Below are 21,700 nucleotides of genomic sequence, written 5' to 3'. Positions count from 1 at the left end.
ACAAACCGTGATTCACGCCGCATTGTAGGATTCATCTGATTGTTCGGAGCAGAGCGAGCGTCTAACCTTCGCGCCATCGATAACCCGGCATTCCCGGGTCTTTCAGGCGAAACGCAGTATCCGGATCTGTAACGCGCCGAGGATCAGGCGCAAGGTTTCGTCATGCATGGCAGGAGGCGTCACATGCGTTCCTTTCTTTTGCTGCTGATCGGGTGGATCTGTGCGCCAGCCATGGCCGCGCCGGGGGCCGAGTTGTCAGAGCCGGTGGGTGGCTGGCGCTATAACGGTTTGCTGGACCGCACGGAAAACCCGCAAGTCGCCTATCCCACGCCGCCCATCGACCGGGGCGTGCAGCGCAATCGCACGATGATCGAAGGCCAGCTCAAGGCCATCGGTACGCAACGCGGTCCCCACACTTTGGCGGTCAACGGCAATCCACTGAATCTGTACACCGACGATCAGGGACGTTTCGCCCGGCCGTATGCCTTCGGTGCTGGTTCCAACAGCGTCGAAGTGCGCAGCGCCGAAGGCCAGTCGCTCAAGCGCGTTCAATTCTATGAAGCCAATAATTTGCGCACGCCCGCGCGGATTCGCGTGGTGCTGGGTTGGGACGATCCCAAAGCCGAACTCGACCTGCACATCATTACCCCCGATGGCCAACACGCGTTCTGGGCTCACTCCGCGCTGACCAACGGCGGCGGCCTCGATCCGGATGGCGTCGACGGCCCCGGCCCGGAAATGTTCACCATGACCGCACCGCTGCATGGCACCTATCTGGTTTACGTGAACTATTGGGGCAACTTCGGCAGCGGCGGCTATAACTTCGATGAGGCCAGCAACCAGAACGAGGTGATCACCTCGCAGATCAATCTGGTGCTCAACGAAAACACCGTCGACGAGAAACGCGAGACCTTCGTCGTTCCCTTGCGTGCGATCGGTGACCTGCTGCTGGTCAAGACTTTCAACTATTAAGCATCCCGCACCACGGATGAATTGGGTTTGTATACATGAGCGACACCACTGATTTACCGGCAGCAGCCCCGGCCGCCGAAACACCGAGCGTCAAACCGTCCCGCCGTTGGCCGGCCATTGTGGTCGGAGTGTGTCTGGTCGCGGGCGTGGTCGGTGGCATGGGCTGGTTGATGCATAAAAGCAAAGCCCCGGCACCGCAACTGGTGGCTGAAAAGCTCGGCATGAGTCGCCCCGATGCCTTGCTGGAAACCCGGTCGCTGAGTCAGTTGCCCAGGGACCTGCTAGCGGTGCCGTTCCTCAAGGAAACCCTGACCGAAAGTTTCGTCTTCTATTACGAAACACACGCCGATCGCCTCGGGCTGATTGGTAGTTTGCGGCGGATCATTTACGAGCATGACCTGAAGTTGCAGGACAGCCTGATCGAGCAGCTGTTCGATCAACCGGCCGATGTGGCGCTGTGGCGCGGAGCGGATGGGCGACTCAAGGATTTCCTGCTGGTGATGGATCGCGGCGGCCTGGCCAAGGTGCTGGAACCGCTGGCGAAAGTGGCGCTGGATGATTCGCAGCTGAGCAAAATCGCCGAGGTGAAAGTCGGCGCCGAGGACGTGGCGCTCTTTCAACTCACCTATAACGCCAGCAAAGCGCTGCTGTTCGCCTCCCATGGCGACAAACTGGTAGTGATGTCGAATCCGGCCAAGCTCTATGACCCGCAAAGCGGAGTCACCCAGGAGTCGGGTAGCGTCTCGACCCAGGCCATTGCCGCGCTGCTTAACGGCGACAAACTGTTCCCTGAAGCTTTCGGCCTGCAACCCCGTGCGCCGGAGATCAAGCAGCGGTTATCGGTCAATGCCAGTGTGTTGGCCATGGGTTATCAGCGTTTTATCCCCAACTTCGCTGGCCTGCGATTCGACATGGACGACAAGGGCTGGCACAGCTTCCTCGCCATGGACGAACTGGAAAACCAGCCTGATTTCGATTTCAAACCGATCTGGCAAGCCATGCCCATGGGCGCCAGCGCTTGCGTGGCCCTGCCGCTGGCCGCCGAACAACAGAAACCGTTGCTGGTGAAACTCGGTGCCGAAGAAAACGTGGCTCAGGCACTGACTGAACACATGGCCGGTGCGGCGGGCCTGTGCTGGTACGCCGATTCGCGGCTGTACACGCCGTTGCTGGTGGCCAGTTTGAATGACAAGGACAGCGCCAAACTCGACGGCGATCTAGGCAAACTGTTCGGCTCGATGGTCGGCGCCTACGAAGGCAATGTCGAAGAACACGCGTTCCCGGTGGTCGAGAAGCAGGAAGGGGCGAGCCATCAGTGGCAGCGCCAGGTCAGTTCCAACTTCGGCCCGTACCCAGCCAAGGACGCCGAGGACCCAGACGCGATCAGCGGTAAGGCCTTCATGCGCGTCAGCCTGGCGCGCCACGGTTCGACGCTGCTGTTTTCCCTCGACGACAAACTGGTGGACAAGGCACTCGGCACGCTCGACAAACGCTTCCCACCGATGGCGGATGTAGTGCCCAAAGACCTGCTGATGCCGGTTTATTTCGGCCCGGATTCCATGGCGCAACTGATGCAGCAGGAAACCCTCGACAGCCTGCCCCAGGACATGGAGCCAGTGTTCTACAACGCTGCGCAAACCTACCTGATCCCGAAACTGCGCACGCTCGGCGGTTACGGCAAGTACGCGCTGACCTTGCCCGAAGGCAGCGAGCCCGACGGCCACTGGCAATGGCTGCCGCTGGAATGGAAAGCGCTGTGACGAGACTGATCAAAACCTTCGGCCTGCTGGCGCTGCTGCTGACGGGACCGGCATTTGCCATCGAAACACCTGCGCTGGATGTGCAGCAATCTCAGGTGTTTCGCGCCTGGTTCGTGCGCATCGCCCAGGAGCAGCTGACCCAAGGCCCGAGTCCGCGCTGGTATCAGCAAGATTGCGCCGGACTGGTGCGTTTCGCCGCAAACGAAGCGCTGAAAGTGCATGACGACAAGTGGCTGCGTAGCAACGGTCTGTCCAATCGCTACCTGCCGCCGGAGCTGCAACTGAGCGATGCCCAGCGCGGCCTCGCGCAACAGTGGCAACAGGGCGGCGGCAAAGTCGGGCCCTACGTGAACGCGATCAAATTGATCCAGTTCAACAGCCATCTGGTCGGCCGCGATGTGGGTCTGGCTCGGCCCGGTGACCTGATGTTTTCGATCAGGGCGATGACCAGCATCTGATGATCTGGATGGGCCGCTACATCGCCTATCACACCGGCACCACCACACCCACCGATAACGGCATGCGTTCGGCAAGCCTGCAACAACTCATGACATGGAAGGACACCCGATGGATACCCGATGCAGCCAACCCCAACTTCATCGGCGTCTATCGACTGAATTTTCTCTCCCAATGATCGGTGCCCGCATGCTGCGTTTTCTGCCACTGCTGTTGGTTCTGGTGCAGCCTTTTTCGACGGTGTTTGCCGAAGACACCCTTGAGCCTAGCGGCTACACGCCGGTGGCCGGTGAAAGCTTTTTCCTGCTGGCCGACAGCAGTTTCGCCAGTGACGAACAGGCGATGGTGCGCCTCGAAGCGCCTGGTCGCGACTACCGTCGTTTCCGCATGGAGCCTTACGGCGGCGCCGACATTCGCGTGTACCGGATCGACAAGCCGCTGGACTTCCTCAAGCGCCAGAAGAACCTGCACCGAGTGGTCAGCGACGGCCAGTTCAAGGGCGAAGGCCTGTCCAATACCCTGGCCTATCTATGGGACAACTGGTACCGCAAATCCCGTCGAGTGATGCAGCGGGCGTTCTCCTACGAGTCGCGTAAACAAGTCACCGAGGAGGTGCCGGAATTGAAGATGGGCGCCACCATGGCCGCGCCAACGCCCTACGATGCGCAGCCGCAATTCGCATTGATTCCCGGCCTGCCGGTGGTCAGTCAGTTCCGTTATCCACTGTGGCAGGCCAAACCGATCCAGCCGCCTGAGGGCGTGAACCTGGCCGGGTCTTCCAGCGAATTTGTCAGCGTTGCGCCGGGCAACGTCTACATCCCGTTGGGTAACCTGAAGCCGGGTCTGTATCTGGTGGAAGCGCTGATCGGCAAGTATCGCGCGACCACCATGGTCTTCGTCTCCAACACCGTGGCCGTGAGCAAGATTGCCGGCGATGAATTGCTGGTGTGGGCCGCGCGCAAACACGAGGGCAGTTCGGTGCCCAAGGTCGATGTGCTGTGGACCGATGGCCTGGGCGTGATGAGCAGCGGCACCACCGATGCCGAGGGTTTGCTGCGGCTGAAACACGTCAGCCCGGAGCGTTCGTTCGTGATCGGCGAAGACGAAGAGGGCGGCGTTTTCGTCTCCGAGAACTTCTACTACGACAGCGAAATCTACGACACCAAACTCTATGCCTTCACCGACCGGCCGCTGTATCGGCCGGGGGATTGGGTGTCGCTGAAAATCGTCGGGCGTGAGTTCAAGAATGCCCGGGATTCGGTGCAGCCAGCCGCAGCCGATGTCAATGTGACCGTGCTGGATGCGACTGGTACGGCCCTGCAAAGCCTGGACTTGAAACTCGATTCGAAGGCCGGTACCCAAGGCAGATTCCAGTTGCCCGACAATGCGGTGGCTGGCGGTTATGAACTGCGCTTCAGCTACAAGGATCAGGCCTATAGCAGCGCCTTCCGTGTAGCCGAATACATCAAGCCGCACTTCGAGATTTCGCTGAACCTGGTCAAGCAGGATTACCGCACCGGTGAACCGGTGAAAGGCAATCTGGTGCTGCTGTACCCGGACGGCAAACCGGTGGCCAACGCCAAACTCAGCCTGAGCCTGCGCGCCCAGCAATTGTCGATGGTCGACAACGAGCTGCAATACCTGGGGCAATTCCCGGTGGAGCTGACCAGCACCGAACTGACTACCGACGCCAAGGGCAACGCTACGCTCGATCTGCCGGCGGCCGAGAAACCGAGCCGTTACATGCTCACCGTGTTTGCCAGCGATGGAGCGGCATATCGGGTCAAGACCACCAAAGAAATTCTCATCGATCGCGGTGCGGCGAATTTCCGCTTGAGCGCACCGCAGCGCTTCAGTGCGGTGGGCGACAAAGTTGCATTCAGTTATGCCAATGAAAGCGAGCAAGCAGAGACGGTCGCACCGAGCAGCTACGGCTGGGTACGTCTGGAAGATCAGAGCACCGGCGAAGGCAAACTTACGCCGACTGATAAAGGCTTCACCCTGGCCTTCGAGCGTGCGGGCACTTACAACCTGACGCTTAGGGATGACCATGGCCGAACCCTCGGCGCTACCGGGCATTCAGTCACTGGCGATGGTGTCAAGGCCGTGCCGGGCACGGTGGAAATCGTCCTCGACAAGCCCGAGTACAAGGCGGGCGATGAAGCGCTGGCGCTGATCACTTTCCCCGAGCCGATCAGCGATGCGCTGCTGTCGCTGGAACGTGACAAGGTCGAGGCCACGGCGTTGCTGTCCAAGGGTAGTGACTGGTTGAAAACGGAAAAACTCAGCGATACCCAATACCGCGCGCGCATTCCAGTGAAGGAAAGTTTCACCCCGAACCTGACGTTCTCGGTGCTCTACACCAAGGGCGGTCAGTACAGTTTCCAGAACGCCGGTATCAAGGTTATCGCACCGCAGATTGACGTGGCCATTGCCACGGACAAGGAAACCTATCAACCCGGTGACACCGTGTCCGTGGACCTGACCACGCAGTTCGCCGGCAAGCCAATCCCGGCGCATTTGACGGTCAGCGTGGTCGACGAAATGGTCTACGCGCTGCAACCGGAAGTGGCGCCGACCATCGACCAGTTCTTCTACCATCCACGGCGCAACAACGTGCGCACCAGCGCCAGTCTGTCGTTTATCAGCTACGACGTTGCGCTGCCCGGCAGCCCCGGTGCACCGGGCAAAGCCAACCGCAGCGAGCGCGGCGTGAAGGTGCTGGAACGGCCGCGTCGCGAAGACGTCGACACCGCTTCGTGGCAACCGGAACTGGTGACCGATGCCAACGGTAAAACCCGTTTCATCTTCAAGATGCCTGACTCGCTGACCCGCTGGCGCATCACCGCCCGGGCCATCGCCGATGACGGCGCGGTGGGGCAGAAGAAGCAGTTCGTGCGCTCGGAGAAACCGCTGTATTTGAAGTGGAGCGGGCCGAGCAAATTCCGCGCGGGGGATAAACCGGATCTCGGCGTGTTCGCTTTCAGTCAATCTGAAAACCCGGTCAAGGCCGAGCTGGTGATTCTTTACGCGGGCAGCGAACAGCGTGTTCCCGTCACGCTCAATAGTGGCATCAACTACATCGCGCTGCCGACGTTTGCGCTGACCAATGGCGAGTGGACCGCCGAACTGGTGCAGGACGGTAAAATCGCCGATGCCTTGGCGGTGCGCTTGACCGCCACAGGTGAGGGCTGGCAGGTCACGCAAAGCCAAAGTCTGGACGTGGCCAGCGGTGAGACGCCGCTGACTTTGCCTGCGGATGCGAGCGACATTCGCTTGCGGCTGGATGACAGCCCGCAAGCACTGTTCCGCTCGGCCCTCGATGATCTGCTGAGTTACCCGTATGGTGGCGTCGAGCAAACCGCCAGTCGTTTGCTGCCGCTGAGCATTGCCTATCCCGCCCTGTCGTCGAACCCGCAGATTCGCGATCGCTTGCGCCTGATCATGCAAAATAGCCGCCTGCGTCTGGTGCAAATGGCCGGGCCTTCGGCGAGTTTCACCTGGTGGGGCATGGACGGTGAGCCGGATGCGTTCCTTACCGCCTACGCCTATTACGCTGACTGGCACGCCAGCCGAGTGCTGGAGTTGAGCCTGCCGCCGGAGCATTGGCAGCGGGTGCTGGAGGTCTACGCCAAACAGGCTAAAAACACGCCTCTATTACAGAGGGCGCTGATCCTGTCGTTCGCCAAACAGATGCAGTTGCCGGTGAACACCTTGCTCAGCGGCTTGATGGACGACCTGGCGATAGCGGGCGAGGGCAACGCCGCGAATCTGATGGACGATGGCGAAGACAGCATTGTCATGAGCGATCCGGATTCGGCGCTCGGCTTGGCGGCTGCACGGGTATTGACTGCATCGCTGGCGCGTCAGGCGAAAGTGAACTTGCCGGATGCTTTCAATCGGCAACTAACCGACGCGCAGCAACGATTGGCCGTCAGCTCCCAGCCATTTGCCGAGGCTTTGAACCTGTCGTTGCAACCTTTCGATCAGGCTCGCGCAACAGCTTTGTTGCAACGGTTGCTGCCTCAACAATCGACGCTGGAGCGCGCGTTGGCACTGACCTGGTTGCAACGCAGCATCGAGCAGGCCTCGCCCACTATCGCGCTGGCGCCGGGTGAAGGCTGGAAGAAAATGTACGGTGATACCGGTGAGATGTATTGGACGTGGCAGGGTGCTTCGCCCGTGCCTTCGGCGTTGTCACTGACTGGAGCGCAGGAGCGCCCGCTGCGCGCCACATTGAGTTTCCAGACCCGGCAACCGCCGGTTGATCCGATGGCCGTGACTATCACTCGACGCCTGTCGCGACTGGTGCCGGGTGACGAAGCCTTCACCTTCAAACTGGAGCCGATCGGCACCACGCCGCTGTCCAGTGACAGTCTGTATCTGGACGAAGTGATCGTCACCAGCAAGGCAGCCAAACCGTTGCGCTACGGCCTGCTCGAAGTGCCGCTGCCACCGGGCGCCGATGTCGAGCGCACCACGTGGGGCATCAAGCTCATGGGTAAATCCGGCACCGAGCCCACGGCACTGGAAAGGGCCCGTTTCGAGCCGGGGCAACTGGCTTATGCGGTGCCGGTGGATGCGCTGAGCGGCGAATTGCGTCTGCGGCATTTGGTGCGTTTCTCGCAGAAAGGCCAGTTCAACCTGCCGCCGGTGCGTTTCACCCAAGTGTATGCGCCACAGCATCAGGCTCAGGAACAGAAACCGGCGCTCGGTCAGGTCACGGTCCACTGATATGTTCCGTCTTCTGGTCTGTCTGCTGTGTTTGATTCCAGCGCTGGTGGTGGCGCAGGAAGAACAGTTGCGCGTGGCTTTCAAAGGGGAGTTATTGTCTTTGAGCCGGACTCAACTGCTGGCACGCGAGCCGTTGCCCGATACGTTGCAGACGCCATTGGGCAGTGTGTGGAAGCTGTTTGTGTACGGCTGGCTGGTGGATACCGGCGCTCGTGAGCCGGCCTATGAGTGTCGCGGGCAGTTGAAAGAGGAAGTTTATTGCTGCTCCGCGGGCGGCAAGATCGAGCGGGATCAGGCGTTGGTGAAGTCCTGTGGGTTGTATTTTAACCCGGCACGCTTGGGTATTAGCGATGCGAGTTGGCGGGCGTACTGGCAATCGCGGCAGGCGCCGGAGTGGTTGTCGAATTTGCGTTCACTGCAGCCTGCGACGCGGGTTTCGGTGGCTGAGTTGTTGCGGATGTTGGCGGTGATGCCAGCGCAGGAACGGGCGCGGCAGGCGTTACTCGATGTGGTCTTGAATGCCGCTGACGGCAACGTCGTGGGTGAACTCGGTAGCCGCTTGCGAGTGAAAACCTGGAGCTGGCTGGGAGATCAGGATTCTTCTTCGCGTCAGGGTGGGTTTGCCGGTTGGACTGCGGACGGTACGCCGATCTGGGCTGGCGGGCGCGGGACCAGTCAGCGGGTTTTGCGTGACTACGCCCAGGCAGTGTCGGCGGTCGTGCCTGTTGAGTGGCCAACCGACGCGGGGCGTTGTGTCGAAGTCAGCCTGTTCTCCCGCTATCCGCTTAAACGGTTGTTGGCGGGCAACAGCGAAGTATCCTCAGGGCCGTTGCGAGGCGACTACCGCGTCGAATTTGCCAACGGCAATCAACTCGATATCCATAGCGATGGCGAACTGTTTTTACTCAATGACAAGCTCGTCGCCCGTCTGGATCGCGAAGAATACGTCGCCCGCGTGCTTCAGCGCGAAGCCACCCCCGAACCTGTCGAAGCCGCCAAAGCCCTGGCCGTGGCCATCCGCACCTACCTGCTGCAAAACGCTACGCGCAATGGCGACTGCCTCAGCATCGACGACAGCAGTCAGCGCCAGCGTGTTGCCCCACGCCCGGCCAGCCCCGAAGCGCGCAGCATCGCCGCATGGACCAGTGATCTGGTGCTGGCCGGCAGCACCGTCACTTACCATTCCGATCAACCCGGCCCGGACAAACTGTCCTGGCAGCAAGCCGTCGAGCAGGCCAATGCTGGCCAGCGCTACGATGCAATTTTGCTGCACGCCTATCCACGCGCCAGCCTCAGCCGTTGGGACAATCCGGTCGCTTCCTGCGAAGCGCTGCCCGCCGCACAGGACTGGCTGCAAAAACAACGGCGCGGCTGGCGCCCGAGGCTGGAAAGCGAAACCGGCTACAACGAAGTCAGCACGTTCGCGGTTTGCCGCCTGACCTTTGGCCGACCCTATGTCGATCGCGAACGCCAGCGCATCTACGTGCGCGGCGTACTCACGCTGCAAGATCGCCTCGACCTGACTCACGAGTACCTGCACCTGGCCTTCGAAGCACACCCCAATGGCCAGAATGAAACTTACATCGAAGGGCTCGCCCGCCACCTTTTGCTGGAATAGACCATGACACTTCGCTATCCACAGGTCTTGCTGTTGCTCTGCGCGTTCGCGGCGTTATCGCCTGCGATGGCCGCCGACGGCGTAAAACTCGTCACCCCGGTCGGCGGCTGGCGTACCGGCGCGCCCGAAGGCGAGGGCGAAAATTTTCGCCAGACCGTCAACTACCCCGCCTCTTCGGTAAACACTCCGGCAGGGCAGGCCAATACCGCTCGCATCGCCGGACAGATCAAAACCACACCTAAATCCAATGAGCCCGGCAGATTGATCGTGAACGGCGTCAGCATGCCCCTGAAAATCGATCCCGCCGGCCGATTTGATCGCCCATTCTCATTCCCCAATGGCAGCAACAGTGTCGAAGTCCGCAGCCCCGACGGCCAGCAACGCCGGCGCACGCAATTTTTCAACGCCAGTGGCGGAGCGACACCTGCCAAGTTGCGAGTGTTGTTGGCGTGGGACAGCGATGGCACAGATCTGGACTTGCACCTCATCACACCCGACGGCGCCCACATCTGGTACGGCGACCGCGTAGCGCCTAACGGCGCAGCACTCGATGTCGACGTCACCACCGGCTACGGCCCCGAGATATTCGCCATGCCGGCACCGATCAAAGGGCAGTATCTGGTGTATGTGAACTACTTCGGCGGTGGCTATCGCAGTGATGAAGAAGGGCAGGAGGATGCGGTTCAGCCGCTGACGACGGCGCAGGTGACGGTGATTACGCAAGAGGGGACGCCGAGCGAGAAGATGGAAACGTTTCTGGTGCCGATGCGGGCGGTGGGGGAGTTGACGTTGGTTAAGGCGTTTAGTTATCCATAATAGTGGCTGAGTGAGCCTCTCTTTGAAGTGTGTTTGTCGCAGCAGTGCTGCGACAAATCAAATTAGTCAGCAGGCTGCTGACCGATTCGGTCCTGTGCATCTTGGTAGGCGGCCTCACGTTCGCGTTTACCGATCGCAATCACAAACACCACAACTTCCTGATCAAGCACTTGATAGATCAAACGATAGCCGGCAGTGCGCAGCTTTAGCTTGTAGCAATCCGGCAAATTACGAAGTCGGTTGGCTTCGACGCGAGGATTTTCCAACACTTCAGCGAGTTTCTTTTTGAACTGCTGGCGCAAGGTATCGCCCAGCTTGTTCCACTCTTTCAATGCACGACGATCAAATTCAAGGTTATAGGTCATCCAGACTTACCTTTACTCGCTGGGGGGCGGCAAGGCGTTCTGTGACAACTGCGATAAGCGCTTCATCTTCTTCGCTAAGCAATGCAGCTTTGAAAGGCAATTTGCCTCGTTCTGCGACGTATTGAAGGGTTTGACGCAGAAGTTCGGAGGGTGTAACGCCGAGTTTTTCCAGTTCGGCAAAGGACCGCTGCTTCAGCTCATCGTCGATGCGGATGTTGATGGAGGCCATGGTGAAATACCTGTAATGACGTTTGTCGTTACGGTAGCAATCGTTGCCTTGTCCGACAACCCCCAAACAGCGCTTTCAGACGATGGGTCTACTTTCTTTCAGGCATTAAAAAGCCGGCTTGTGGCCGGCATTTCTTTAGTTCGCAGATTTTCGCAGATTTCCTAAAAGCCTAGATTTTACAAGGCTTTAAGCCTACTATCAGTTCATAAGTGTCCGCCGTATATCGCTGGAAACCGCGATTAGGGTGTGGGTCAAAGTGTGGGTCGGACTGAGGAGGCTTTATGGGCAAGCTGACGATCAAGGCAATCGAATCACTTGCCCGGTCTGGAGGCGCAGGCAAAACCAACGACGGTGATGGTCTGTATTTCCAGATAAGCAAAGCTGGGGTGTCCAGTTGGATTTTCCGCTACAAGATTGAGGGCAAAGGTCGTGAAATGGGCCTGGGTCCTTATCCAATCATCACTCTTGCGAAGGCCCGCGAACTGGCCGCAGATCAACGCAAGATCTTGGCTGCTGGCAGTGACCCTCTGGCCGCCCGTGATCTTGAGCGAGAGGTGAAGCGCGAAGCCGAGCGACAAGCGCAATCGCGTCGGGTGACTTTTGAGTCGCTTGCGACTGAATACCGCAATGCTCATGGTTCTGCCTGGTCGGAAAAGTGGCGTAAGGGCTGGCTGCGAAAACTGGAGCTGTATGCCTTCCCCATCATCGGCAAGCTGCCTGCTGCTGAGGTTCAGACCGAGCAGGTCCTGAAAGTACTTCGCCCCATCTGGGCAACCAAGACCCGCACCGCCGACGAGGTGCGTGGACAAATCGAGCAGGTCCTAGATGCCGCCAAGGCGCACAAGCTGCGCGATGGCGACAATCCTGCACGCTGGCGCGGGCATCTGGACAGCCTGCTGAGCAAAGTGGAAAAGAAAAAAGCTCGCCAGCGCCAGCACTTCCCAGCGATGAAGTGGAAGGATGTGCCGACGCTTATGGTCAAGCTGTCGATGGACCAATCTCGCGCCTCTATGGCGGCCCGCCTGCTAATCCTCACTGGCGCGCGCTCACTCATGGTCCGCTTTGCAAAATGGTCGGAGTTCGACTTGAAAGCAGGTATCTGGTCGCTGCCTGCCGAGCGGATGAAAATGCGCCAGGCCTTCAACATTCCTCTGGCTCCGGAAGTTGTTGTGCTGCTGGAAGGCCTGCCGCGCGTTGAGGACAGCTCCTACCTGTTCACTGGTCAGGGCAAGACTGGCGTTATGCATGCCAACGCAATCCGCAACCTGTTGCACGGCCTCGGGCATGATGAAGTGACCCGTCATGGCTTCCGGTCAAGCTTCCGTGACTGGGCAAGCGAATACACTCAGTATCCTCGTGAAGTCTGCGAACTGGCCTTGGCCCACGACGAGCGTGACCAGACCGAGGCCGCCTATTCCCGATCCGATTTCATCGAGAAGCGCCGCGCCTTGATGGCTGATTGGGCGAAATTCATTACCACGCCGCCAGCGGCAAACGTCATTCAAGGCGACTTCAAGCGCGCCTAACCGAGTTATGACCAGTCTAGTCCGACGGGGCGAAAAGCGAGATTACCTACCTCGTTGGCTGGTCGCCTTTTTTGTGTAGGTTGCCTGTGGAGGCGCAGCAGTGGCCAAAATTACAAGACTGCAAGATCTGCCAGGGTGGTTCGACCTGAAGAAATACAAGGGAGCTGAATCGTTCAGGGCTTTTGAGTGGATGAAACAACTGGAGCGACGCAGTGATCTGCTGAGGCACTACCCTGGGGATGACTCCTCTCAAGATGTACCGGAATTCCTTCAAGACACTCTCTGCATGACGTGGCAGTGGGGCATGGAAGAAGGGGCAAGTCAGATTTGGGAGAATCCTATCGAGGATCAACCAGAAAGCATGCCAAACCAATGGGTTTCAGATAGTCCGTGTCTACCGGTCAAACCAGTCAGCGTGAATGATCTCGCCAGGCAAATGGCCCGAGACAAGCAGGCGGTGAGAGACGGCAAGGTGAAAAAGAGCCAATACCATAAGTGGGCGGCAATCAATTCTGAGATTCAACCTCTGCCAGATCGGCCACCGGCGATTCCGCTCCTGCACGGAGTCCTTCCCAGTGACCAGACAACTCCGTTGTCCATCGATTATTACAAAGGTGCCCCTGCGTCGCCTGTTATACAAGTTGATTTAAGCGTACCTGACAGCGTGCTGAAAAAAGCATTCTCGGCATTGCTAAAAGAGGCTAGGGCCGCGCAGTTCTGCGGACCAAAGGGGAAAAATAAGATGTATGAACGATGGGTTCGCTACGGCTTGTTGCCGTATCTTGACCTTCGGATTTGGGAGCTTTTGACCGGCAATCGCATCAATCGTGTTGTGATGGCCGATGCGGTCGGTTATGTCAAAGGCGACAGCTCGTTCAACAATACAGTCGTTCCGCTGGCTATTGGTCTGATGCGCGACCTGTCAGAACTTAGAGCGCTAGCCGCTGTCGAGGCTGTGACTCAAGCCCCGGCTGGTTCGGTGGTTTTCGAGGACTGAAATTTTCCGTAAGTTTTTGATCGATAAAACTTGGATCGAAATTGCCCGCTTTGGTCTATTCAATGCGTAGCCATCCGCAGCGCGAGCTGCAAAGTCGAAAGGAAGACGAAGATGGCCGCAACCAACCAAGCACACGCCGCACAAGTAGTCACGCAACGCGCAGAGCGCGCCCAGCGCCGCATCCTGCGCCTGCCGACTGTGAAAGAAGTCACGGGCCTGGGTCGCACCAAAATCTATGACCTGATGAAAGAGGGCCGTTTTCCTAAGGCCCGGCGCATCGCTGGCGCCCACGCGGTAGGCTGGGACTCGCTGGAGGTAGATGCCTGGATTTCCGAGCAGATGGGGGAGTGCCAGTAATGAAAAATGGCCACCCCTTTGCCGGCAGAGCGGCCGCACTCGCGGCCGGATTGTCAGTCCGATCAAGCGCCTGTTCCTTTGTGGCTCCGTCTCCAGCCTTCTGATTACAACGGCGCAGTTCGCCCTGTATTGGCTGGTCCTGGGGGCGATGATGACCAATACCGACTGCCGTATCGAGGATGATGAGAACTTCATCTTCGATGAGGTTCTCTCGCTGCTTGATGGCTACGCCTGCAGCAGCATTCCGTCCGAATCCGTGGTATCCGGCAACTTCCTGACCCCGCAGGAGGCGTAACCCATGCACATCAAACAACCCGCAAAAAAACGCGGGCCGGCAGCGTTCGGCCTGAAGAAAGTCAGCGCTGGCAAGCCTGCGCTGGCGTCTATCCATGTTGAAATTCAGCGCATCGCCGGTGCGGCTCTGCCCGCTGCCGACAATCTGCTGGCCGACTGGTTGCCAGATGGCACTCGCAAGGGCAAAGAGTACTGGCCGACCAACCCGGTACGCGGTGACCGTAAGCCCGGGTCGTTCAGCATCAACTTGCACACCGGCAAATGGAACGACTTCGCCAGCGGCGACAAAGGCGGCGACCTTGTGTCGCTGCTGGCCTACCTGCGCGGCTGCTCGCAGATCGAGGCTGCCCGCATCCTTGCCGGGCAACTCGGGCTGCAGTTCGGCGTGGACCACAAGCGTGACCATGTTGACGAGGAGGTCGCGCGCCAGCGTATGGCCCGCCAGCGTGAACAGCGTCAGCAGCAAGAAGATGAAGAAACGCGGGCCAAGTGGGAGGAGGCCGCCGCTAGTGCGCGTCGCGACTGGGCGCTCGCTGGCCCGGCTGACCCCAACCATCCGTACCTGGTTCGCAAGCGCATCAAACCCCATCATCTGCGTCAGCTCGGCAGCGAGTTGTTGGTTCCCATCTGCTGGCGCGGCGAATTGGTGAGCCTCCAACGCATCAAGTCCGATGGCATCAAGCTTTTCCTTTCGGGTGGCCGGATCAGCGGTTGCTACTGCCTGTTCGGGCGTATTGAGGCTGGCGTCGAGCTGTTCATCGTCGAGGGCATTGCAACGGCTGCCACACTTCACGAGCAGACCGGCAAGCCGGTAGTCGCTGCAATGAGCGCCGGTAACTTGCTGCCGGCTGGCTTGGAGTTGAAGCACCTCCAGCCCAATGCCGTGCTGGTCGTCGGCGGCGATGACGACCGCGCCAAGGAAGCTGAGGGCAAGCCCAACGCGGGCAAGCTGGCGGCCATCCATGCGGCTTCGATGCTCAACTGCGGGTACGTCCTGCCGGCCTGGCCGGAGGGTGCGCCGCTGCATCTGTCCGACTTCAACGATTTGGCCGTCTGGCACGAGGTGCGGGTATGAATGCGCCCCTGATGACCGAAATTCAGACCCCGGCTGGGCTGGCGCCTAAGCCGCTGCTACCGGATACCGCGCCGCCGACGCTCTATCCCTTGGACGCCTTGCCCTACGTGATGCGCGGCGCAGTCGAGGCCATTGTCGAACATGCAATGGTGCCTGCCGCTATCGCCGGACAGTGCGTTGTCGGCGCGGGCACCCATATGGCGCAGCCCCGGGTCAACGCTTGGCACCCCAACGGCAAACCTGAAGGGGCGCCCTGCTCGCTGTTCATGCTGTCACTGTTCGATTCGGGGGAGGGCAAGTCGAGCGCGCGTGAATTGGCCTTCAAGACAACTGACGAAGCGGAGAAGGAGGCGCGCGCACGCCACCGCCAAGCCTGCGCGGAGATTGAGACAATGGCTGCCGGCCTGAAGGGCAAGGCGCGTGAAGAGTTCTTGGCTGCACACCCGCTGCCGCCCGATCCGAAAACCCAATACAGCGATGCGACTTTCGAGCCGCTGGTTGGTGATTTCATCCGGGGCAAAGCGGCTGCAAGCTGGGACACGGACGAAGGCGGGCAAATGCTCGGCGGTCACTCGCTCAAGGCTGACACTGTGGCCGCGACCCTTGGCGGCCTGACTACAGTCTTTAGTTCGGGGAAATTCGAGCGCACCCGCTCGCGCGGCAACCTGGAAGGTTCCGGCGTAGCCTACAACCGCCGCCTGAGTATTCACTTGATGGCGCAACCGGTAACCGTGGCGGAGGCATTGAGCAATCCGTTGTTGGTCGGGCAGGGCTTCCTTGCACGCTTCCTACTCGCGGCGCCGGATAGTCTGGCCGGCACCTGCTTCATCACTATTGAGTCACTGCAGCGCAAATCCTACGCAGACCCGCGTCTGCAAGCGTACTGGTCGCGCTGCAAAGAGATCGCCGCCAGCCCGGAACATATTGACCCGGAAACCGGTGAGGTCGCCCCACCCGTTTTGGAGCCTGATGCAGAGGCTAAACAGGTTTGGGTGGACTTCCGAAACGAGATCGAAAGCGAGCGCGGGCCGCTCGGGATGTTCGCTGGCATGAAGCCGTTCGCCGCCCGAAGCGCCGAACAGGCGTTGCGCCTGGCTGCGGTGCTCGGCTGCTTTGAGGGTGTCAAGCAGATCGATGCCGACTGCATGCGTCGCGCCTGCATGCTGGCGCGCTATTCTCTCGATGAGTGGCTGCGCTACATCGACGCAGGCGCGAATGGTCCCGAGATGAAGCTCGCCGCCGAGCTGATGAGCTGGTTGCGCGATCCCAAGCGCGCTGCAAAGTGGCAAGAGTTTCACGCCAATGATCTGGGCAAGTCGGGGCCGGCTGCAGTTCGTTCGGCCAAGGTGCGTGACGAGGTGCTGGCCATTTTGCTGAAACATCACCACCTGCTGAGCAGCGACGGCAAGCAATTCAAGATCAATCCCCTTGCGGAAGCTGCGGATTCTGCGGAAACCCAGCAATTGCGTGGCTTTGCGATTGCGGAAGATCTGCGGAAAGTTGCGGAAGTTGCACAGTTTGCCTCCGCTCCCCGTCCAGCATCAGCAGCGCTTCCGCAAACTTCCGCATGCTGAAGCCCAGCATTTGCGCGGCCTTCCGCAGAATCCGCAGAATCCGCAACTCCCTGCATCCGCAAACGTGAAAAGCGAACAGATGTGGGAGTTGAAGCTTTGAGCGCCGCCGAGCTAATGCACCGCGCGAGTACGGCCGGTGTCGAGATGGTGGTCAGCCAGGATGGCTGCCTGCAACTGCGTGCGGTTCATCCACCGTCTGACGACCTGCTGGCCGAGTTGGCCGCGCACAAGATCGAGATCATCATCGCTCTGAATGCGGCCAACGACTCGATGCTATCGAGTGCCTGGCTTTCGCGTGTCGCACACCTGCTCGAGACCCGTCCAGCCGTATTGCTGGAAGAGCGGCATTTGGAGTCGCACGACCTTGTCGAACTGGCCGATGCGGATGTCGTGCTGGTGGCCAACATCATCCGTACTAACCCAGCGTGGATCGACCGGCCGCGGCGGGTCGAGCAATCGGTCGAGGTCCGCGCCGTGGAGGAGGTTAAGCCGCAGCACATCATCCTCACCGCCGTTACAGCGTCACAGGCATGGCGAGAGGCTGATGTGGCACACACCAACCACTTGATGGGCTGCGACGAATGTTATTCGGCAACGGGCCGTTACTGCGCGGCTGGTGTTGATCTGCGCCAGCGTTATAACAACACCCCGATGGAGACGAGCGAATGAGTAATATCCCGGCAAAAAAGTTCGCTATGGCGGAGACGGAGGAGCAGGCCCTCGCCATTAATTATCTGACTCCGGAGTGCTTGAGCGCCGCATTGCTTGTCAGCAGTAACCTGATCGGCGAAACGCCGTTTACCGAGGTCATCCTCGAATTGAGCCGGCAGACGGCTGCAATCAACAACGGTGACATGACTCAAGCAGAAAACATGCTAGTGGCGCAGGCTCATACTCTAAACGTTCTTTTCACGCAGCTCACGACTCGTGCACTCTCGGCTAAACAAATGAGCGGGCTGGAGTCCTACATGCGTCTCGCACTTAAGGCTCAGAACCAGGCCCGGGCCACCTTGCAGACCTTGGGCGAACTCAAAACCCCCAAGCAGGTTGCTTTCGTGAAGCAGGCGAATATCGGCAATCAGGTCCAGGTCAACAACGGTATTCAAGAGAAGCCCGCGCGCACGCGGAAAACCAAAAAAGCGCAGAACGAACTATTGGAGGTTGAGCATGGCGAACGGCTGGACACCCGAGCGACGGGCAAGGCAGGCGGAGCTGATCCGGCAATGGCGACCTTGGGAGCAAAGCACCGGACCACGTAGCGTCGAGGGTAAGACGGCTTCATCGCGCAATGCCTGGACGGGTGGGGTGAGGCCGATGCTGCGAGAGCTGGCCGAGGAGTTGCGAGAGCAGGACAAGATTCGTCGTGAGATCCTGGATTGAGCGAAACATTACTCACGAGTGCCTGAGCGACGCCTCATCGCTCGATCATCTCCTCTGCAAGCACCGACCTGTGATCAGGTCGGTCTCGTCACTTCACTCGCGTCATTCTCAACCGGTGGCGGCATTGACCATGGCCTCGAGCAATGCAGTCTGAACCGCCTGAACCTTGTCAATGGCAGCCTCGTCATGACTGACGATAAAGTTTTGAATGGTGTTCACGTCCCCATAAAACTTTGACTTGGGCGATAAAAGGGTCATTTCGAGCGCGGCCGCGTGAAGGAATTGCGAGCAAAGATTTCGACCATGGACGGTCCGACCGGCATACAACGGAATATTGACCCCATTCTGAACAATGGCGGTGTATTTGATGTGCATATCATAATCATGCAACCTTGGATGATACTGAGACACGAAATCCGCAAGGTCTGGGTAACTGGAGAGCACACGCGCAAAAGTCTCGGACTGTGTCTTGCCCTTGAGCCGGTTGCAGCGCTCGCAACTGACTGCAAGATTCCAGAAATGTAAGGTGAATCTTGGATGCTCGGACCGGGGGAGGACGTGTTCAATGGGGCGGGAGTAACCGCCTTTAAGGAGAGGTTCCCGACAATAGCAACACTGCTCGTCCTGCAACTCAGCCAAATGATCGCGAAGGGCAGCCATCAGCTCCGCTCCCTTTATTAGACCTGCTGGTGTCTGCCACTCAGTCGCGTAGAATGCGCCCCAGACATCGCGGCTTTCCCTGCGTGAAGCATCGAAGAAATTCTCGCTCTTCATGATTTTCGCTGCATGGGGCCGACGCTTCACCCTCTTGTGGCTCTTCGCCAGATACTCCGCTTCTTCTGCTTGCCGGTCACGACCTGCGGGTAACAGACTCACCGCCCACCCTCCCCAGTCTCCTGAGCCCAGGTTTGCAACTGACCCAATGCCTCGAGAGTTTTTTCGATGAGCACAAGTTCGCTATCAAGGGATGAACTGCGCAATTGCCCAGTTGCCGAGTGGACGGTACGGCGCATCGCAACCAGCTCCTCCTTTAAGCGGGTGACGGCCTGTAGATTTTGATGCTCCGTGTTCACGGCTTTAATGGCCTCCGAGACAATCGCAGCACAGCGTTCGTGTACTTGTCGGTTATTTTCAGTATGGGTGCCAAAGCCAGTGAACAGTACCCGCTCAACAGAACCACGATCATGGACTCGCAGAGGGATCAACTGCTGATCTCGGGCAACAAAGCAATGATTGCTGGCGGTCAACGCGCTCGTTACCAGGAGAGGAGAGTGCGTCGCTATCACCATGTCGCACTCGAAGTGCTCACACATCCTGCTCAGCATGACGGGCAACAAGCGCTGCCAACTCACATGCAGGCTTATCTCTGGTTCATCGATCAATATGAGTGCGTTTGGCGTCGCCGAAACTGCCACCTTCACCAGCAAGGCCAGCATTTGCTGTTCTCCCGAACTCAGTTCGGAGAATGGTGTGACCTCACTGCGCGTGCTCATGCGCCCCAGCGCAGGCTGCATACTCGCCAGAGCGCTCGGCTCAACCAAACCGATATTTTCCCTGGCGAGGTCGCTCAGCAGAACGGTCGAGCTGACCAGCAAATCGGTATCCTGGCTGTCCCATTCAGATGTAAAAGGCACCAAATACCGCCGCGCCCTGAAATCCAACAGTTCCAATCCCATACTGAACGCAGCCAGTCGATGAGGATCACAATGAATGTCAAACATCTTCTTACCCATGTCCAAGGCAAGCTTCTTTGCTGACGCTGTCGAATTAGCGTTGCGGGTACCCTCATAACGGAAAAAAACGTCCTCTTTGTTTTTCTGGGCTCGATGGGGAAACCGATCACTAAAGCCAAAAGCCACCCCAATGGTGGTGCGCCCTTGCTCAACAGACTGTTCTGCAATTTCACGCAGCAGCAGGCTCTTACCCTCACCATTGTTTCCAATCACATAGATTGGTTCACGGGGCTCTCGCTTTGCTGCCAGCAGTTGGGCGATAGCGGCATTATCCAGTCCGGAAGTCCAGATGCGGGGCTTCTGAGAGGCCAAGTAGTCACGGGCTTGTAGACGAGAATGATTCGCCAACAGCTGTTGCCTTGACACACTCACGCATACCCCTGTCACGTCACGATAACCACCCCCGAATTCTCGCAGGTAGATATTGTGCAGGCGTTTGTCGCTGCTGTTGGTCCCCTCCGGCAGCGACCAGTTGGCATGAGCTAGATCGCCTTCCCACGCAAGGACCAGACGAGCTGCGAACTCGGCCAGCGCGGTCCAGCCATCACGATGATTGGCAGGCAGTAGCGCTCGCATGTCCGCCATCAGCACCGCTTTTCGCGGAAAGGTCGGATGAGCACGAAGCACCCACGCACTATGGGAAATAGTCGTATTACGGCTGCCCGAGGGAAAATCAATCACTGCGACCAGCATCTTCGACTCCACCAACCACTCTCGCACTTTTTGAAGCTCGTGTTTGATAGCGGTCCGTTCTGATCCGCGAACCATCACCACGCCTTCGAGAAAATGATTGCGGCTCAGCAGCGCGCCCAGCATCTGCACAGAACTGTCGGCAGCGGATGCTGATCGCTGATGCTGAAATGCGCTTGGCGCACGATTTGATAGCTTCCGAGGAGCGTCAATCAGGACAAAATCCCCAGACAGGAGCTCGATGTCACCAAAGACCTCCTCAGCGAGTTGTTTCGTACCGACATGTAGGAAAGCCATGCGAAGTCGCAACTCAAACTCCCATCCCTTGATGAATTGCACAATGGCAGGGTCCCATGCAGGAGGAATGGCAGTCGTTCCGGAGGGATTCAATGACAGGAATTCACCTGTCAAGGCGAATGCCTCGACTCGTCTGTAAGCTCGACCAGCTAACATGCTTGAAAACCTGGCGACCATGCTTAGGTAACGTGAACTGGCCCCAAGATCAGCGGCCGCACTGGCGAAGAACAGATAATCGAACAGTTTCAACACCTCGTCCGGCGAACGGGGTAGATGATCGTCAATGGCTTCGAATGCTTCCGTGAAGAATAATCTGTCGATGATCGATCCAAAAAATTCAGCCTTCGGTGGCAAGTCCAGAATGCGGGTTAAGTCACCACGGATGTCCCGCCACTGCCGGTCAAACTCCTGATCGTGCCGCTCGTTCAACAGATGCCTGATGTGGATAGGCTTCTCAGCAGAAATCGATAACAGATCCCGGTCGAGAGCTACGATAAATAGCATCTGCAGCAGAGCCTTATCCACCTGACTATCGTCGCTTCGCGCGCGTAAGGCGATACGCTTCTTCAACATCTTCCAGAACTGGGCGACGGCAAAATCCTTTTCGTCAAACATCGTGCATTACCTTTGCATAGCCTTATAGATGGAAAGTGGCCTGCGCCGCGGGTGGCCCCACAAGCCCGGGTTGGTTGCTGCAGGAACCGCTAGAATTAGGGATAAGATCGTGGGTAAAATGAGCCTGGGGACAGTCACGTGAGCAGCCGCAGCGCCTTACAAATGCTGGGGCGGAGGCAAAGCGGCATGAAAAATAGCCGGTTATGGCTGTC

At 58.7% G+C, this 21,700-nt stretch carries 17 protein-coding genes and 1 pseudogene; 14 read left to right on the top strand and 4 right to left on the bottom strand.

The window, feature by feature from the left end:
- Positions 1 to 183: 183 nt before the first annotated feature.
- The 6 genes and pseudogenes from CES87_RS10345 (at position 184) to CES87_RS10320 (ending at position 10,356) form a co-directional block, all read left to right on the top strand.
- Positions 184 to 972 carry a YfaP family protein gene (locus CES87_RS10345; protein WP_128606059.1) on the top strand — a complete coding sequence of 263 codons (789 nt, stop codon included), beginning with the start codon at positions 184 to 186 and terminating at the stop codon, positions 970 to 972.
- A gap of 35 nt (positions 973 to 1,007) precedes the next feature.
- Positions 1,008 to 2,732 carry a DUF2138 domain-containing protein gene (locus tag CES87_RS10340; protein WP_128606058.1) on the top strand — a complete coding sequence of 575 codons (1,725 nt, stop codon included), beginning with the start codon at positions 1,008 to 1,010 and terminating at the stop codon, positions 2,730 to 2,732.
- Positions 2,717 to 3,366 (top strand): annotated as a pseudogene (locus tag CES87_RS10335) (DUF1175 domain-containing protein). Before CES87_RS10340 ends, CES87_RS10335 begins: the two are co-directional and overlap by 16 nt.
- Positions 3,363 to 7,922 carry an alpha-2-macroglobulin gene (locus tag CES87_RS10330; protein WP_128606057.1) on the top strand — a complete coding sequence of 1,520 codons (4,560 nt, stop codon included), beginning with the start codon at positions 3,363 to 3,365 and terminating at the stop codon, positions 7,920 to 7,922. The pseudogene CES87_RS10335 and the gene CES87_RS10330 overlap by 4 nt, the downstream one beginning before the upstream one ends.
- Before the next feature lies 1 nt (position 7,923).
- Positions 7,924 to 9,540 carry a DUF2300 domain-containing protein gene (locus CES87_RS10325; protein ID WP_128606056.1) on the top strand — a complete coding sequence of 539 codons (1,617 nt, stop codon included), beginning with the start codon at positions 7,924 to 7,926 and terminating at the stop codon, positions 9,538 to 9,540.
- A 3-nt stretch (positions 9,541 to 9,543) separates the two neighbouring features.
- On the top strand, positions 9,544 to 10,356 hold the full coding sequence (locus CES87_RS10320; RefSeq protein WP_128606055.1) for a YfaP family protein: 813 nt from the start codon (positions 9,544 to 9,546) through the stop codon (positions 10,354 to 10,356).
- A 62-nt stretch (positions 10,357 to 10,418) separates the two neighbouring features.
- On the opposite strand, the gene CES87_RS10315 is transcribed toward CES87_RS10320, so the two are convergent.
- The gene (locus CES87_RS10315; protein WP_128606054.1) at positions 10,419 to 10,721 is read right to left on the bottom strand and encodes a type II toxin-antitoxin system RelE/ParE family toxin; all 303 of its coding nucleotides are present in this window, start codon (positions 10,719 to 10,721) and stop codon (positions 10,419 to 10,421) included.
- Positions 10,711 to 10,950 carry a type II toxin-antitoxin system RelB/DinJ family antitoxin gene (locus CES87_RS10310; RefSeq protein WP_095197216.1) on the bottom strand — a complete coding sequence of 80 codons (240 nt, stop codon included), beginning with the start codon at positions 10,948 to 10,950 and terminating at the stop codon, positions 10,711 to 10,713. The genes CES87_RS10315 and CES87_RS10310 overlap by 11 nt, the downstream gene beginning before the upstream one ends.
- 281 nt (positions 10,951 to 11,231) lie before the next feature.
- On the opposite strand from CES87_RS10310, the gene CES87_RS10305 reads away from it, so the two are divergent.
- The 8 genes from CES87_RS10305 to CES87_RS33010 all read left to right on the top strand — a co-directional run bounded on the left by CES87_RS10305 (position 11,232) and on the right by CES87_RS33010 (position 18,032).
- The gene (locus CES87_RS10305; RefSeq protein ID WP_128606053.1) at positions 11,232 to 12,476 is read left to right on the top strand and encodes an integrase arm-type DNA-binding domain-containing protein; all 1,245 of its coding nucleotides are present in this window, start codon (positions 11,232 to 11,234) and stop codon (positions 12,474 to 12,476) included.
- 100 nt (positions 12,477 to 12,576) lie between these two features.
- Positions 12,577 to 13,473, top strand: coding sequence for a DUF6387 family protein (locus tag CES87_RS10300; RefSeq protein WP_128606052.1), 897 nt, complete (start codon positions 12,577 to 12,579; stop codon positions 13,471 to 13,473).
- Positions 13,474 to 13,584: 111 nt separating this feature from the next.
- Complete coding sequence (locus CES87_RS10295; RefSeq protein WP_128606051.1) at positions 13,585 to 13,830, top strand: AlpA family phage regulatory protein; 246 nt, start codon at positions 13,585 to 13,587, stop codon at positions 13,828 to 13,830.
- A complete protein-coding gene (locus CES87_RS32360; RefSeq protein ID WP_178081410.1) occupies positions 13,793 to 14,125 on the top strand; it encodes a hypothetical protein in 333 nt (110 codons plus the stop codon). The genes CES87_RS10295 and CES87_RS32360 overlap by 38 nt, the downstream gene beginning before the upstream one ends.
- Positions 14,126 to 14,128: 3 nt before the next feature.
- The gene (locus CES87_RS10290) at positions 14,129 to 15,199 is read left to right on the top strand and encodes a toprim domain-containing protein (protein WP_128606050.1); all 1,071 of its coding nucleotides are present in this window, start codon (positions 14,129 to 14,131) and stop codon (positions 15,197 to 15,199) included.
- A complete protein-coding gene (locus CES87_RS10285) occupies positions 15,196 to 16,773 on the top strand; it encodes a DUF3987 domain-containing protein (RefSeq protein WP_128606049.1) in 1,578 nt (525 codons plus the stop codon). The genes CES87_RS10290 and CES87_RS10285 overlap by 4 nt, the downstream gene beginning before the upstream one ends.
- Positions 16,774 to 16,869: 96 nt before the next feature.
- The gene (locus CES87_RS10280) at positions 16,870 to 17,442 is read left to right on the top strand and encodes a hypothetical protein (RefSeq protein WP_128606048.1); all 573 of its coding nucleotides are present in this window, start codon (positions 16,870 to 16,872) and stop codon (positions 17,440 to 17,442) included.
- On the top strand, positions 17,439 to 18,032 hold the full coding sequence (locus tag CES87_RS33010; RefSeq protein ID WP_256590857.1) for a hypothetical protein: 594 nt from the start codon (positions 17,439 to 17,441) through the stop codon (positions 18,030 to 18,032). Before CES87_RS10280 ends, CES87_RS33010 begins: the two co-directional genes overlap by 4 nt.
- Positions 18,033 to 18,261: 229 nt before the next feature.
- Here the strand turns inward: CES87_RS33010 and CES87_RS10270 are convergent, their stop codons facing one another.
- Positions 18,262 to 19,029 (bottom strand): HNH endonuclease, encoded by a 768-nt coding sequence (locus CES87_RS10270; protein WP_128606047.1) that lies wholly within the window; start codon positions 19,027 to 19,029, stop codon positions 18,262 to 18,264.
- Positions 19,026 to 21,488, bottom strand: coding sequence for an AAA family ATPase (locus CES87_RS10265; RefSeq protein WP_128606046.1), 2,463 nt, complete (start codon positions 21,486 to 21,488; stop codon positions 19,026 to 19,028). Before CES87_RS10265 ends, CES87_RS10270 begins: the two co-directional genes overlap by 4 nt.
- Positions 21,489 to 21,700: the final 212 nt, after the last annotated feature.

The sequence above is a fragment of the Pseudomonas sp. ERMR1:02 genome (genome assembly GCF_002277815.1).
Lineage (GTDB): Bacteria > Pseudomonadota > Gammaproteobacteria > Pseudomonadales > Pseudomonadaceae > Aquipseudomonas.
This window is presented reverse-complemented; position numbering and strand designations above follow the sequence as displayed.

Coding starts and splice junctions, on each gene's coding strand:
- CES87_RS32360 (WP_178081410.1), top strand. CDS start 13,793: ATGCCTGGATTTCCGAGCAGATGGGGGAGTGCCAGTAATGAAAAATGG.
- CES87_RS10320 (WP_128606055.1), top strand. CDS start 9,544: ATGACACTTCGCTATCCACAGGTCTTGCTGTTGCTCTGCGCGTTCGCG.
- CES87_RS10325 (WP_128606056.1), top strand. CDS start 7,924: ATGTTCCGTCTTCTGGTCTGTCTGCTGTGTTTGATTCCAGCGCTGGTG.
- CES87_RS10345 (WP_128606059.1), top strand. CDS start 184: ATGCGTTCCTTTCTTTTGCTGCTGATCGGGTGGATCTGTGCGCCAGCC.
- CES87_RS10330 (WP_128606057.1), top strand. CDS start 3,363: ATGATCGGTGCCCGCATGCTGCGTTTTCTGCCACTGCTGTTGGTTCTG.
- CES87_RS10295 (WP_128606051.1), top strand. CDS start 13,585: ATGGCCGCAACCAACCAAGCACACGCCGCACAAGTAGTCACGCAACGC.
- CES87_RS10285 (WP_128606049.1), top strand. CDS start 15,196: ATGAATGCGCCCCTGATGACCGAAATTCAGACCCCGGCTGGGCTGGCG.
- CES87_RS10310 (WP_095197216.1), bottom strand. CDS start 10,950: ATGGCCTCCATCAACATCCGCATCGACGATGAGCTGAAGCAGCGGTCC.
- CES87_RS10315 (WP_128606054.1), bottom strand. CDS start 10,721: ATGACCTATAACCTTGAATTTGATCGTCGTGCATTGAAAGAGTGGAAC.
- CES87_RS10265 (WP_128606046.1), bottom strand. CDS start 21,488: ATGTTTGACGAAAAGGATTTTGCCGTCGCCCAGTTCTGGAAGATGTTG.
- CES87_RS33010 (WP_256590857.1), top strand. CDS start 17,439: ATGAGTAATATCCCGGCAAAAAAGTTCGCTATGGCGGAGACGGAGGAG.
- CES87_RS10290 (WP_128606050.1), top strand. CDS start 14,129: ATGCACATCAAACAACCCGCAAAAAAACGCGGGCCGGCAGCGTTCGGC.
- CES87_RS10340 (WP_128606058.1), top strand. CDS start 1,008: ATGAGCGACACCACTGATTTACCGGCAGCAGCCCCGGCCGCCGAAACA.
- CES87_RS10305 (WP_128606053.1), top strand. CDS start 11,232: ATGGGCAAGCTGACGATCAAGGCAATCGAATCACTTGCCCGGTCTGGA.